The following is a 13,609-nucleotide window of genomic DNA, read 5'->3' on the forward strand; positions in this document are numbered from 1 at the left end:
TTAATATATGTTAGAATATTGTGGCTCGTCTGCATGATGCAGCAGTTAAATTAGAGAGCTATGATATGCTTGATTTGCCTAAATTGATACAGCTATTACTATTTGCTGCCGTTATATTGTTATTTTTCCGCTGGGTCGTCGAGGACATGAATAGGTAGCTGCTTTGGGGGCCTGAAGAGCCAGCACCGCGCGATTTGCTTCTTCAGTTCACCGTTTCCCTGTCGTCTCGGCAAGATTGCGCGTCGCTTCGGCTTACGCCCGGCAAAAGCTGATCATAACGATTTGCTGTTGCCCTTGCGTCTCCATTCGGCAGGTCGACGGGAATTGAACAACGGCGCCCGGAAGTTTCCGGACGCGGTTGAAGTGCATCGCATGATTGTCATGGCACAGGCGGCCGCTCTCACCGGCTTCAAACCATACGGCTTCGTGTGTCCGAACCCGCACGGTATTCAGTGGGCACCTGCGCCGCCGCCGGCCTGCGGGCGCTTGGTGAACAGCATGGTGATCGCTGCGATGGCGAGCACCACGCCGATGACGGCGAAGGTGTCGCTGAAGCCCATGATCAGCGCTTGTCTCTTGATGATCTGGCCGAGAGCGATGATCGCCTTCTGCTGGGCTGCCTGATGGTCCGAAACTCCGTGCGATAGGAAGTAGTCGGTCATCTGGTCGATCCGCTCGCGAACCTCCTCACGGGCAAGGGTTACGGATTGGCCGATGATGTTGGAGTGGAACTGCTCGCGTTTGGTCAGGATGGTCCCAAGCGAGGCAGTACCCACGGCGCCGCCGAGGTTGCGCAGCATGTTCGTCAGGCCCGAGGCCGCAGCAGCGTCAGCCGGAGCAATTCCTGCTGTCGTGATCGCGGTGACGGGCGTGATGACGAAGGCCTGGCCGATGGCGCGAACGATGTTCGGAATGAAGAACTGGTCTCCGGCATTATCGGCCGAAAGCGTGACGTTCATGAAGCAGCTAAGCGCAAAGACCGCAATGCCGAAGAAGGCAAGCCAGCGCACATCCACCCGCTTCATCATCAGCGGAACCAGGGGGATCAACAGCAGCTGCGGCAAGCCCGTCCAGGCAAGGACGTTGCCGATCTGCTCGGCATTGTATTTCTGCACCTGGCCGAGATATTGCGGCAGGATATAGACCGTGCCGAACAGTGCGACGCCGACGAGAATATTGGCAAGCACGCCCAGCCCGAAATTCCTTTGCTTCAGCAGCCGCAATTTCACCAGCGGCTTGGAAACCTTCAGCTCGATGATAATGAAGAGCGTCAGGAACACGGCCGCGACGATACTGAGCCGGACGATGAAGGGCGAGGAGAACCAGTCGTCCTTGTTGCCCTCTTCTAGCACGGTTTGCAGGGCGGAGAGGCCGATCGCCATCGTGACGATACCGGCCCAGTCGCCTTCGCGCAGCAATTTCAGCTGCATCGGCTGCTTGTCCAGCGTCAGCGCCAGCGCCACCACCATGATGGCGCTCGGGCCGGCATTGATGAAGAAGATGGTCTGCCAGCCATAATTCTCGGTCAGGTAGCCGCCGATGGTCGGGCCGATGGCCGGAGCGAAGGTGACGGACAGTGCGAAGATCGCCAGCCCCAAGGGCTGCTGCGGCTTCGGAAGCTTCGTCAGCACCATGGTGAAGGCCATCGGGATCAGCACGCCGCCGGCAAATCCCTGCAGGCCACGAAGCACGATCATCGTTCCGAGATCGTGGGCAAAGGCGCAGGAGAGCGACAACAGCGGAAACAGCACCGAGTTCACCAGGATATAACGGCGAAACGAGAAGACGCTGCTGAGATAGGCGGTGAGCGGAATGACGACGATCTCGCCGATCAGATAGGAGGTCGAGATCCAGGCGCCATTATCAACGCCGGTGCCGATGCCCCCTTCGATATCGAGAAGGGAGGCATTGGTGATCTGGATATTCAGGATCGCCATGAACGCGCCGATCATGCCGGCCAGGACTGCGATCCACTCTCTTGTCGATGCGCGCGGCTCTGCCGCTGCGGCCGGTATCGCACGGCCATCCATTGTAATCGTGGACATTGTGGGGGCTCCCGCAGTCAGTTCCGCCGTGCGGCGTCTGCTTTCGTGTTGATGCTCGGCTCGACGGACATTCCCGGGCGAAGTTCACCGCTATTCGTGGTCTGCGGGTCAAGCGCAATCCTGACCGGAATTCGCTGGACGACCTTGGTGAAGTTGCCGGTCGCATTGTCCGGCGGCAGCAAGGCGAATTCCTGTCCGCTTGCCGGCGCAAGGCTGTCGACATGACCATGGAAGACCTTGCCGGGGAACATGTCGACGTCGATATCGACGGGTTGGCCGGCATGGACGTTCGTCAGCTGCGTCTCCTTGTAATTGGCGACGACATAGGCCTGGTTGGTCGGCACGAGCGACATCAGCTGCGTCCCCGCCTGGACATATTGGCCGATGCGCAGCGTACGGTTGCCGACGGTGCCGTCGACGGGAGCCTTGATGGTCGTATAGGAAAGGTTCAGCTCGGCCTGATGCTGGACGGCCTGGCTTTTCTGCAGGGCGGCGGTTGCCTGTGCGATCTGGGCTTTCAGAAGTGCAACCTGTTTGACGGCACCTTCCAGCGTTGCGGTATCCCTGACGATGGAAGCCTGCGCCGCGGCGATCTGCGATGCGGCCTGCTGCGCGGTCTGCACGGCCGCATAACCGTTGGAGGCGAGGCTGGCATAGCGCTTGTTGTTCTGCTCTGCGAAGGTTTCATTGGCCTTGTCCACATCCAGCGTTGCCCGGGCTGCGGCGATCGTCGACTGCTGAATATCCAATGAAGCCTGCTCTGCCTCTATGGTCGCCAGAGCCGCGGCGACATCGGCCCTTGCCTGATCGAGTGCGGCCCGGAAGTCACGGTCGTCGATGCGGGCGAGCGGCTGACCGGCCTTTACTGTCTCATTGTCCTTGACTAGTACTTCCGCCAGATAGCCTGAGATCTTCGGGGCGATCGAGCTGTTGTCGGCCTGGACATAGGCGTCGTCGGTCGACACCTCGAAACGGCCGTTCTGCCAATAGTCGTGCCCGTAATAGCCCACGGCGGCGATAATGGCGATCGCGCCCACGCCATACATCAGCCGGCGCGGCGTCTTGCTGCGCTTTGCTGCAGCATTGCCGCCCTCCTGGTCTTGTTGTGCCTCTGGACGGGGTTCGGCTGTTATCCCTTCCTTGGCTTTCGCCTCAACAGTCCCCTGCGCCTCGCTGGAAGCGCCATCGGACGTTACGATATGCAGATTGTTAGCCATGTACTTGCTCCTGACAACGGTCGCTGCCGGGCAGGGGTAGCGGCCAAGTTCATTTTAGAAACTTGCTGTTTTCCAAAATAAGCGCTATAAAATGCAAGTCAACTGGATTTTGGAAAATATCTATGGTCCTAAATCAAAAAACCACGAAACGACCACGAGGACGGCCGCAGGTCCGCTGCGATGACGACACCAAGGCGATCGTCCTTTCGTCTGCGCGCAAGCGTTTTCTGGAGGCGGGCTATGCCGCTGCATGCGTCAACGACATCGCGCAGGATGCGGGAGTATCGACCAAAACAGTCTATCGGCTGTTCGAAAGCAAGGGCGAGATCTTTAATGCCGTGATTACGGATCGCATCGCGCGCTTCAACGTCGAGGTGGATCAGGGCTTGCTCAGGCACACGGATCTGCATCATGGGCTGGAACAGATCCTGATTGCCTACGGCCGTCTGGCACTGGACCCGGAAACCATCGCGATCAATCGTCTGGCCGTAGCCGAGGCTGATCGCTTTCCCGAAATCGCGGCCTCCTTCTACGAACGGGCGATCAAGGCCTCGACCGTGGTTTTCGAGGTATGGCTGCGCAGCCAGCACGATAAGGGAGCGATTAGAATTGCCAATATCCCCCTTGCGGCCGGCTTCCTCAGGGGCATGATGACCATGGAGCCGCAGCGGGCTGTCATGCTGGGCCAGCGCCAGGCTCCTGACGACGAGGAAATAAGAACCCGCGCGACGGAATGTGCGGCGATCTTCCTGCAGGGCTGCATTTCCGGCTCGGCTTGAGCCGGAAATGGAAGGGCGAATGGTGTCCGCGCAATTGCGGGCAGCCTTCAGACCGGTCAAGGCGCAATGGTGAAATTGTAGCTCCCGTTGGTCTTGTGGCCGTCCGTGGAGAGCGCATGCCATTCGACCGTGTACTTGCCGGCTGGCAATTTGTCGGTCACGGGCACCATCAGCGTGGTGCCGCTGTTCATCAGCATGCCTTCTCCGATCTTTATGCTCGCCTTGTTGGGGCCGGTTACCTTGACGCCGCTGAATTTCAGATTGAGGGCTTCCGAGAAGGTTAGGTCGAGTTCGGATGGTGCGGTCTTGACTGTGCCGTCGGCTGCCGGAACGGCCGACTTCAGATGGGCGTGTGCCATGGCTTGGCCGGCAAAGGCGATGCTGATGACGCCGGCAGCGAGGAGCAATTTCTTGATCGGGGGCATTTGGTTTCCTCATCCTGTTGATGATCCGCAGAAGGTCTGCGGATCGTGTGATGGCGATCGCTCGATCGCCGATATCCGTTGCGGGCAGAGCCGGACGGAATTTCCATTTCCCAACGGTGCTTACGCGCCACGGAATTAATCCTGCTGCAGCAGATTTCGGATCTTCTGCAGCGCGACATCATTGTTTTCCTGATAGGCGATGGTGCCTCTGAGTTTGCCGCCGGCATCGACGAGCAACACGGAGGCGGTATGATCCATGGTATATCCACCATCCGGGCTCGGCACTTTCTTGGCATAGATGCGCCAGCCCTTAATGGCCTTCTGCATTTCGGTGGGATCACCCGTGATCCCGGTGATGCGGTCGGTAAAATTGCCGGTGTAGCTATGCATGATCTCCGGCGTGTCGCGCTCCGGGTCGACGGTGAAGAAATAGGCTTTCAGCCCATCGGCCTGCGGTCCGAGCGTCTTGAACCAGCCCGCCATGTCGTAAAGCGTTGTCGGACAAACGTCGGGGCAATGCGTATAGCCGAAATAGACGAGCGAGGGATGGCCCGACAGGGCGTTTTCGGTGATGGGCTCACCGCGATCGTCCGTGAGCGTGAAGGCTGTGCCGGGACCGCCCGTGGCCTGCACCTCAGGCACCACCAGGAACGTTGCGTAGCCGATCACACCCGCACCGGCGGCAAGCGTAACGGCGACGGCAGCTGCGACGAAACGTAGTCTATTTGACATGGGACGTCTCCCTGTTCGCCGCTATCGATCCCACAGGGAAATCGACGTCGACAGAGCCGGCTTTTTCGAATTTGAGCGTTGCTTTCACCGTCTGGCCCTGAAGGAAGGGCTCGGCAACCTTCATGAACATGAGGTGATAGCCGCCGGGTTTGAATTCGACGGTCTGGCCGGCCGGTATCGGCAGGCCGCCGGCGAGCTCGCGCATGATCATGACGTCCTTGTCCATCTTCATCTCGTGAATCTGGACCGTTGCAGCGCGCGGTGAGGTCGCAGCCACCAGCCGGTCGTCGGTGTCGCCGGTATTCGTGATGGTCATATAACCGCCACCGACGGGAGCTCCCGGCACCATGGCGCGAACATAGGGCGCTGAAATGGTGAGATTGCCGATTTTGACATCGTCGGCGGAAGCGAGGGAAGAAGACAGGAATGCCAGCCCGAAGGCGGCAAGGGCAGAAGTCTGTTTCAGCATGATCGATATCCTTGATCCGGAAAAGGAGCGGGCAGGCGAAGCCTTTGGGCTCCGCCCGATCTCGTCAGGAAAAGAAACGCCGGAGCGGCGGCACGAAACGAACTACGAACTGGTCGAGGAGCAGCATCGCGACGATGGCGGCTCCCGTCAGCGGGAAGGCCACCCCGAAGATGATGGCGATGAGCCACAGGCCGATATAGACCGATTTTTGCGGCGGCATCGGCGGCACGCCGAGACGGCCCGATGGCCTTCGCTTCCACCACATGGTCGCAGCCGTCACGCAGCAAAGAACGATGGCGAGACAAGTGGCCAGCATCAGAAGTTGGTTGAAAAGGCCCCATTCCTGTCCCTGATGGACATTGATACCCCATTCGATCGCCTTGCCGAGCGCCGGATACTGGTCATAGGAAATGTCGACGAGCGGCTTGCCGGAATATTGATCGATGTGGACCGTTCGCTCCTTGCCGAGATCGCCGAAATAGTGGCTTGCCGTATAAACGCCGGTCGGATCTGAAGGGATCGCGAGATCGGAGCCCGCAACCATGCTCAGGCCGTGCATGATGTGGACGGCTTTGTTCAGGCCGATCGGCCTCGCCGATTGCGTTGGGGCGATATCGGAGGGCGGAACGGGCGCATTCTCGACCACCCAGCCGGCGCGATCGACAACATCCTGTGTGACCTTCGTCGATTTCGGCACCTCGTCCCACACCGCTGCCGGTGTTCCGAGATTATTCGCCGTCAGCCAGGCATTGACATTGGCGCCCCAGTAACCGGACCATGGCATGCCGCTGAAGGCCAGGAAGAAGATGAGGATGCCGGCAAGGGCCCCCGTCACGGCATGCAGGTCGCGCCAGAAGACGCGCCGGGACGGATTGCCGCGAATTGTCAGCACGCCGCCGCTCTGCTGGCGCGGCCACCACAGATAGATGCCGGTCACCACGAGGACGAGGGCAAAGCCCGCGACAATCTCGATCAGGCGATTGGCCCATTTTCCGAAATATTCGAGGCTGTGGATGCGCTTGACCACCCAGCCGAACTCCTGTTTCGACCCCACCGATCCCAGGATGCTGCCGTCATAGGGATTGACGTAGACGATGGTCGATTGACCGCCCTTGGATATGGTTATCCAGGCCGAGCGGTTCGGTGCTGACGCCTCATGATAGGAGGTCGCACGGGTGCCGGGGAAAGCTGCGAGCGCCGCATCGGCGATCTGCTGCGGCTGCAACATCGTGCCGGTCTCGGCGACGAGGTAACGATGCGAATAGAAAGTATCGGCAATCTGATCCTTGAACAGATAGAGCGAACCGGTGATCGCCAGATTGAGCATGAAGGGAATGACGAGAAGGCCAGCGAAGAAATGCCAGCGCCAGATTGCGCGATAGAGCGAGACATTATGGGTTGCTGCGGCTGCAGGCTCTGCAGCGGTAAAGGCAGACATGAAATCCTCCGAAGATCGGCAGGCTGCCGCAAGCGGTCGATCTGAGGAGGGGTGTGGCGAGATGGTTCGCCGTTTGGCGTGAGCTTGCTTTCCTTGAGCCACCGATCAATCGGCCTGCTTCGTTCGGCAAGATGCAGCTGGGAACACCAATCCTCAGATGTCGCGATGTGATGGTCGCGCGAGCAGCAGCGTTGACGGCAGGCATCGCAACAAAAGTCGCAACGCCGGTTCAGCCAACGATGTCGAGGAGGGGTGGTGCTCTCGGTCCTGTGTTCGGCGGATAAAGCTGGCGGTGGAACGCCTCCGATCTTGCGATGACCGTCTCTCCGCGCTGGGAGGCGAGGCGTTCACAAATGTCGGTCGGAGGCGTGGGCAGCATCGCGGCGGACGCGATCCGGCATGCCTCGCATCCGGGTGCATAGGCTTTCCCATGCACCTTGCCGTCGGCATCCTTGTAGGTGATGCAGAGAATGGGGAGCGATCCATCCGGGAGCCGGTACTGGGCAAGCTCGATCGGGGATATCTCGTCCGCGGTCGCGACAACAGGCTGATGGGCGAAGCCGACAAACAACAATGCAACGGCGCAAAGAATGCGCGCGCTCCACTGAAATGTTCGCGAAATCGTCTTCCGCATTCTTGTCCCCACCCACCCGAATTCGCGGATAAGGCTGCAGTCATAGGACAGGCCTATTGCAAGCGCAATGCGTCAATTGGTGCAGCGCCGAAGTTTGCGGACGTCGGTATCGGTCAGGCGACGCGTCTCGGGGAGCGCCAAATTGGCGGAGAGCCCTTGATCGTTCCGTCCGGGGCGCCAGATAGGGCTGATCATTCGGATCCGTAAGTGGAGCTTTGGGAAGGGTGGTCATGAGCAGCTTTGATGACTCACCGTCTGCCCGGTGCCTTCGACATCTCGATCCATCGGCTTTCACGATTCGCTTTCCTCGTGGTCCATGATCTCCGAGGGACGCATGACTACATCCGGCCTGGATGACAGATTCCGGACGTAGCGATATTGAGATGCATTGCTTCAGAAGTTTGATTGCGACGATGACCTTCACTCCCGGTTCCCGCTCGAACATTTTGCCACGCCGCCGATCAATGAGAGGCTTGGTAAACCATTTTGCAGAGTTCGCATGGTATCCCAAACAGACTTTGATTATGCCGAGGCAAGGTCAATCGTCGCGGGTCGTTGCGAGGACTGGGAATAGCAATGGAAATTGAAACACATCTGGTTTCGCTGATACGTGTGCTCGGCCAGGTTGCGATCATCGTCTATGCCTATTCCTGGGTCATTCGGATCGTCGAACGCGGTGCTTTGAAATCCGTGGCTGTCGGGCTGTTGTTCGGGCTTGTTGGCATCTTGTCCATGGGCGATCCGATACAATGGATGCCGGGCGTCATTCAGGATGGCCGTTCTATCCTCCTTGTCCTTACGCCGATCTATGGGGGGCTTCTGGGAACCATTGTCGCTGCGGCGATGATGGCCCTGTTTCGGTACATGGTGGGCGGCATGGGCGCCGTGATTGGCGTTGCCGGCATCGTAATCGTTGCGGTCGTGGGCTATGTACTCAGTCTGCTGCCGCGGCAATGGACCGGCACGGGATGGAGGCGATCGGCCCTGTTCGGTCTGGCGACCTGCTCATCCATTGTGGTTGTCTTCCTTTTGCCGTGGGCGGTTGCGCGCGCCCTTCTGATCTCGGCGACACTTCCGGTGACGATCGTCAATATCCTCGGCGTCATGCTCCTGTCGGACCTCTTGCAGCGGGAGCAATATCGCATCGGCATACAGCGCGCGCTGGAGAATGAAGCGAGCCTCGATCCCCTCACAAGGTTGCCCAACCGCCGCGTGCTGCAGCGCGAAGGCGATCGATGCAGCAAGGAAGCGGGCATGCGGCGTATCCCTTTCTCGATCATCATGCTCGATATCGATCACTTCAAGAAGATCAACGACAGCTGGGGCCATTCGTTCGGCGACACCGTTCTGGCGCGGTTGGCCGATGTCATCAGGCAAACCGTGCGCAAGACCGACATTGCCGCCCGTTATGGCGGCGAGGAGATCGTCGTGCTGTTGCCCAATACCGATACGCGGGCCGCGGCCGCCGTCGCGGAGAAAATTCGCAAGGATATCGAGGGCACAACCCTGATGTTCGAGCAGGAAGCCGTCCACGTCACCGTCAGTATCGGTATTGCCTGCTCCCTTGAGCCGACGACGGATTTCAAGCATGTGCTCGAGGCTGCCGATAAGGCGCTCTATCGGGCGAAGGCGAGCGGAAGAAATCGCGTGGAACTGGCGGAGGCCGCATAGGCCGGCCGTCATTTCTTCGGCGATGAGAGCACGACGTGCTTTCTCGCATTTCCCGACAACTCGCATGCGCGAGGATCTACGGCAGGAAGCACCCGGCAGACAATGCATGAGTTCGCCGGCCCCGATCCCCTCGGAGCAATTGCGGGTAAAGCGCGGTGTGGTTCAGTTCAAGCGGTGGCGGAACATCCAGGCGGCAACGGGCATCGTCGCGGCGGCGATGGCGACGAGTGCGAGCATATCCGGAAACAGCGTATCGAGGCCCGCACCTTCGAGATAGACGCCGCGCGTGATGCTGATCGCGTATTTCAGCGGATTGATCATCGTCGCATATTGCAGGACTTCCGGCATGTTGTCGGTCGGCGACATCAGGCCGGAGAGCAGCATGAATGGCATCAGAAAGACGAAACAGAGGATCATCGCCTGTTGCATGTTGGCGGCAATCGATGACAGGAACAGCCCAAAGCCGATGGCTGCGGCGAGGAAGAGGCTCAGCCCGAGATAGAGCGTCGGGAACGAACCGGCAAACGGGATGCGGAACCAGAACAAGGCTACCAGCAGGATCGTCGATGCCTGGGTGATGCCGACGATCATCGAGGGAACCGCCTTGCCGATCATGATCTCGGTCGGCGTGAACGGTGCCACAAGCAATTGATCGAATGTGCCTTCCTCGCGTTCGCGGGCAACGGACATGGCGGTCAACATCATCGTCATCAGCATGGTGATTGTGCCGATGAGCGATGGGACCATGCTCCAGCGCGTTTCCAGCTGCGGATTGTACCATGCCCGCGTGGTGACCTTCACCCTGCCGTTGGAGCGCCCCTTTTGCACCAGCCAGTCGGAGGTGAAGTCGCTGACAATCGTGTTGGCATAGCCTTGCGCGATGCCGCTGGTGTTGGAATTCCTGCCATCCGCGACGACCTGCACCGTGCCGGGGGTGCCGGCTTCCAATTGCCGTTCGAAATCGCGCTCGATGACGATGATGAGCACGGCCTGCTTGGTATCGAGCAAGCGGATGGCCTGGCCCGTCTGCGTCAGTGTCGCCACCCTTTCGAAAATGCCAGATCCCTCGAGCTTTGCGACGAGGTTTCTTGATGTCGTCGTCCTGTCCTGGTCAACGAGCGCATAGGGAACATTATTGAGATCGTAGGTGGCGGCATAGCCGAAAATCAGGCATTGCAGGATCGGCGGCACGATGATGCTTGCCCGGCTTCTCGGGTCCTTCAGGATGACGAGGAGTTCCTTGCGGATCAGGGTCAGGATGCGCAGAAGCGATGCGATCAACATGGCTATGCGATCCTCTTGCGGGTCATGCGCACGGCAAGGGCCAGAAGCGCTGTCGCCATGCCGGCGAGCACCGCCGCATTGGGCAGGATGACGCTCCAGATATTGCCGGCGAGAAACAGGGTTTGCAGCAGGGTGACGAAATATCGGCCGGGGAAGATGTAGGTGATGATCTGCACGGCCCAAGGCATGCTCCGCGGATCGAACATGAAGCCAGAGAGCATCATCGCCGGCAGGAAGGTCACGAGAACGGTGACCTGGCTGGCGATGAACTGGCTCTTGGTGATCGAGGATATGGCAAGGCCAAGTCCCAGCGCGACGAGAAGATAAAGCATGGATACGATGGTCAGGACCAGCAGCGATCCGCGAAGCGGCACGCCAAAGAGAAGCCTGCTACCAACGACGCAGAGCGCAAGGCCGGCAAGCCCCAGAAGAAAATAGGGAACGGTCTTGCCGAGCAGGATTTCAGTCGAGCGGACGGGTGTGACGAACAGCGCTTCGAAGGTGCCGCGCTCCCATTCCCGCGCCATGACGAGGGCGGTCAGCAGCGCGCCGATCAACGTCATGACGAGGACGACGAGCCCGGGGACGAGGAAATAGCTGCTGTCATTGGCCTCGTTGAACCACAGGCGGGATTCGATCGTGACGCCGCTGCCGCCGAGTGTCCCTTTGCGCGAGGCTTCCTTGGCGGCCCAGACGCCGACGGCCGCTTCGGCATAGCTCAGGGAGATGCGCGCCGTATTGGCGTCGCTGCCGTTGACGACGGCCTGAACCTCGCCATTGCTTTGAGCGACCTTCCGCGAGAAATCCGAGGGAATGCGCAGGATCGCCCGAACTTCGGAGGACAGAAGCATCCTTTCTGCCTCCGCCATCGTCTTGACGGGCTTCGGGGAGAAATAGCTGGAGAGCTCGAAGGCGGAAGCGAGGCCGCGCGCCTCGGCTGAATTTTCTTCCATGACGATCGCGACGGGAACGTTCTTGACGTCGAGATTGATGCCGTATCCGAAGAGGATCAGCAGCGCCACCGGCATGACGATGCCGATCGCAATGCTGCTCGGATCGCGCAGGAGCTGCCAGGTTTCCTTGCGGATGAGGGCGCGAATGCGACGCAAGGCTGCGCGCAATCCTTGGCTGGAGCTGTCGACAGGCTGGTTCATGCCGCCTTCTCCATTTTCCTATGACGCTCCTTCTCGACGATCGCGATGAAGGCCTCCTCCATCGTCGCTGCCGCCTCGCCGTGCGTTCCTGCATGAGCCCGGATTTCGACTGGCGTGCCCTCGGCGAGGTTCCTTCCGGCATCGAGGATGATGATCCGGTCGCAATATTCGGCCTCTTCCATGAAATGCGTCGTCACGATGATGGTAACGCCTTGCTCGGACAGAGCCGTGATCCGGCCCCAGAATTGCCGCCGGGCCAGCGGATCGGCGCCGCTGGTCGCTTCGTCCAGGAAGAGGATGTCCGGCTCATGCAGCAGGGCGGCGGCAAGCGCCAGGCGCTGCTTGAAACCGCCCGGCAATTGTCCGCTCGGCAGCTTTGAGAACTGGTCGAGTTCGAACTGGCTCTTCAGGGCGCCGATCCTGTCCTTTCTGCGCCGGCCGCGTAAGCCATAGGCGCTCGCGAAGAATTCCAGATTTTCGTCGACGCTGAGCTGGCCGTAGAGCGAGAATTTCTGCGCCACATAACCCAGCTTTTCTCGTGCCTTCGCACCTGCCGTCAGCAGATCGGAGCCGGCGACCATTAAGGTGCCGTCGGTGGCCGGAAGCAGGCCGCAAAGCATCCGGAACGTCGTGCTTTTCCCCGCGCCATTCGGACCGAGCAGGCCATAGACTTCGCCTTTTCGGACACTGAAGCTGACATGGTCGACTGCCGTGAAGTCCCCGAATTTGCGGACGAGATCGCGCACCTGCACGACCGTTTCATCGCCGTTGCCACGGTCGGATGGCTGGCCGGTTTTCGTCTGGCGCTCGGTGTCACCGACGACGGCGGAAAACAGCATCATGAAGGCGTCTTCGAACCGGGGCGCGACGCTTTCGGTATCGAGCTTGGTCTCATCCAGCCGCAGCGGCTCGTGTTTCTGCTCCCGCTTGCGCACGATCCGGACGCGGCCGGCTTCCGGCACGGCATCGACGATGCCCGGCAGCGTAAAGAGACGCGCCTGCAGCGATCTAGCCGGCATGTCCTCTGGACCCTGTACCATGAAGCAGCAGCCGTCCGCCTTTGCCGTAATCTCCGCCGGCGGCCCCTGATCGAGGATTTTGCCAGCATGCATGAGCACGGCATGTTCGCAGCGTTCGGCCTCATCGAGATAGGAGGTTGCCACGATCACCGAAAGCCCGTCCTCTTTGACGAGCTTGAAGACGATTTCCCAGAGCTCGCGCCGCGACAAGGGATCCACGCCAACTGTGGGTTCGTCGAGAAGCAGCAGTTCCGGCGCCCGAACCAGCGTGCAGGCAAGGCCGAGCTTCTGCTTCATGCCGCCTGACAATTTTCCCGCCGGCCGTTCCTTGAAGCGCCCGAGTTGCGTCATCTCGAAAAGGCGCGGGTAGGTCTCGTCACGCTGGGATTGCGTCACGCCATGCAGATCGGCGTAAAGGTCGAGGTTCTCCTGAACGCTCAGATCCTCGTAGAGACCGAACTTCTGCGGCATATAGCCGATCCGGTCCTGGACGTGCTGCGGTTCCCTGGCAATATCGACGCCGATCACCTGCAGGCTGCCGTCATCCGGCGCGATGAGGCCGCATGCCAGGCGCAGCAATGTCGTCTTGCCGGCGCCGTCTGGGCCGACAAGAGCGGTCAGTGCGCCCTTGCGTACGTCGAGCGAGACGTCAGCAAGTGCCTCCACCATCTCGCCGGTGTCACGGCGAAAGGTCTTGCGGACATTCTTTGCTATGACCGAGAAATCACCGGCGCTCATGGCA

12 protein-coding genes are annotated in these 13,609 nt (G+C 60.0%); 2 read left to right on the top strand and 10 right to left on the bottom strand.

Features of this window, described 5'->3' with window-relative positions:
• Nucleotides 1-449 precede the first annotated feature (449 nt).
• Nucleotides 450-2,045: a DHA2 family efflux MFS transporter permease subunit gene (locus PH558_RS22380; RefSeq protein ID WP_095437237.1), complete on the bottom strand. Its 1,596-nt coding sequence runs from the start codon at nt 2,043-2,045 to the stop codon at nt 450-452.
• 17 nt (nt 2,046-2,062) lie between these two features.
• Nucleotides 2,063-3,262, bottom strand: coding sequence for an HlyD family secretion protein (locus tag PH558_RS22385; protein WP_285206575.1), 1,200 nt, complete (start codon nt 3,260-3,262; stop codon nt 2,063-2,065).
• A 122-nt stretch (nt 3,263-3,384) separates the two neighbouring features.
• Between PH558_RS22385 and PH558_RS22390 the strand changes: the two genes are divergently transcribed.
• Nucleotides 3,385-4,041, top strand: a complete 657-nt coding sequence (locus PH558_RS22390; RefSeq protein WP_095437239.1) for a TetR/AcrR family transcriptional regulator — start codon at nt 3,385-3,387, stop codon at nt 4,039-4,041.
• Between the two features lie 56 nt (nt 4,042-4,097).
• Here PH558_RS22390 and copC read toward each other — a convergent pair whose 3' ends face one another.
• The 5 genes from copC to PH558_RS22415 form a co-directional block, all read right to left on the bottom strand.
• Entirely contained in the window at nt 4,098-4,466 is a 369-nt protein-coding gene (gene copC, locus PH558_RS22395; protein ID WP_285206579.1) for a copper homeostasis periplasmic binding protein CopC, read from the bottom strand.
• A 135-nt stretch (nt 4,467-4,601) separates the two neighbouring features.
• The gene (locus PH558_RS22400; RefSeq protein ID WP_285206580.1) at nt 4,602-5,198 is read right to left on the bottom strand and encodes an SCO family protein; all 597 of its coding nucleotides are present in this window, start codon (nt 5,196-5,198) and stop codon (nt 4,602-4,604) included.
• The gene (locus PH558_RS22405; RefSeq protein ID WP_285206581.1) at nt 5,188-5,667 is read right to left on the bottom strand and encodes a copper chaperone PCu(A)C; all 480 of its coding nucleotides are present in this window, start codon (nt 5,665-5,667) and stop codon (nt 5,188-5,190) included. Before PH558_RS22405 ends, PH558_RS22400 begins: the two co-directional genes overlap by 11 nt.
• 64 nt (nt 5,668-5,731) lie before the next feature.
• Entirely contained in the window at nt 5,732-7,105 is a 1,374-nt protein-coding gene (locus tag PH558_RS22410; protein ID WP_285206583.1) for a PepSY-associated TM helix domain-containing protein, read from the bottom strand.
• A gap of 229 nt (nt 7,106-7,334) precedes the next feature.
• Entirely contained in the window at nt 7,335-7,739 is a 405-nt protein-coding gene (locus PH558_RS22415) for a hypothetical protein (protein WP_285206584.1), read from the bottom strand.
• 576 nt (nt 7,740-8,315) lie between these two features.
• On the opposite strand from PH558_RS22415, the gene PH558_RS22420 reads away from it, so the two are divergent.
• Nucleotides 8,316-9,410, top strand: coding sequence for a GGDEF domain-containing protein (locus tag PH558_RS22420; RefSeq protein WP_095437245.1), 1,095 nt, complete (start codon nt 8,316-8,318; stop codon nt 9,408-9,410).
• A 162-nt stretch (nt 9,411-9,572) separates the two neighbouring features.
• Here the strand turns inward: PH558_RS22420 and PH558_RS22425 are convergent, their stop codons facing one another.
• The 3 genes from PH558_RS22425 to PH558_RS22435 are packed head-to-tail and all read right to left on the bottom strand — an operon-like array spanning nt 9,573 to nt 13,605.
• A complete protein-coding gene (locus tag PH558_RS22425; protein WP_285206591.1) occupies nt 9,573-10,694 on the bottom strand; it encodes an ABC transporter permease in 1,122 nt (373 codons plus the stop codon).
• A 2-nt stretch (nt 10,695-10,696) separates the two neighbouring features.
• On the bottom strand, nt 10,697-11,848 hold the full coding sequence (locus tag PH558_RS22430) for an ABC transporter permease (protein ID WP_285206593.1): 1,152 nt from the start codon (nt 11,846-11,848) through the stop codon (nt 10,697-10,699).
• Nucleotides 11,845-13,605 carry an ATP-binding cassette domain-containing protein gene (locus PH558_RS22435; protein ID WP_285206594.1) on the bottom strand — a complete coding sequence of 587 codons (1,761 nt, stop codon included), beginning with the start codon at nt 13,603-13,605 and terminating at the stop codon, nt 11,845-11,847. The genes PH558_RS22430 and PH558_RS22435 overlap by 4 nt, the downstream gene beginning before the upstream one ends.
• Between the last annotated feature and the right edge of the window lie 4 nt (nt 13,606-13,609).

It is taken from the genome of Rhizobium pantanalense (genome assembly GCF_030182525.1).
Lineage (GTDB): Bacteria > Pseudomonadota > Alphaproteobacteria > Rhizobiales > Rhizobiaceae > Rhizobium.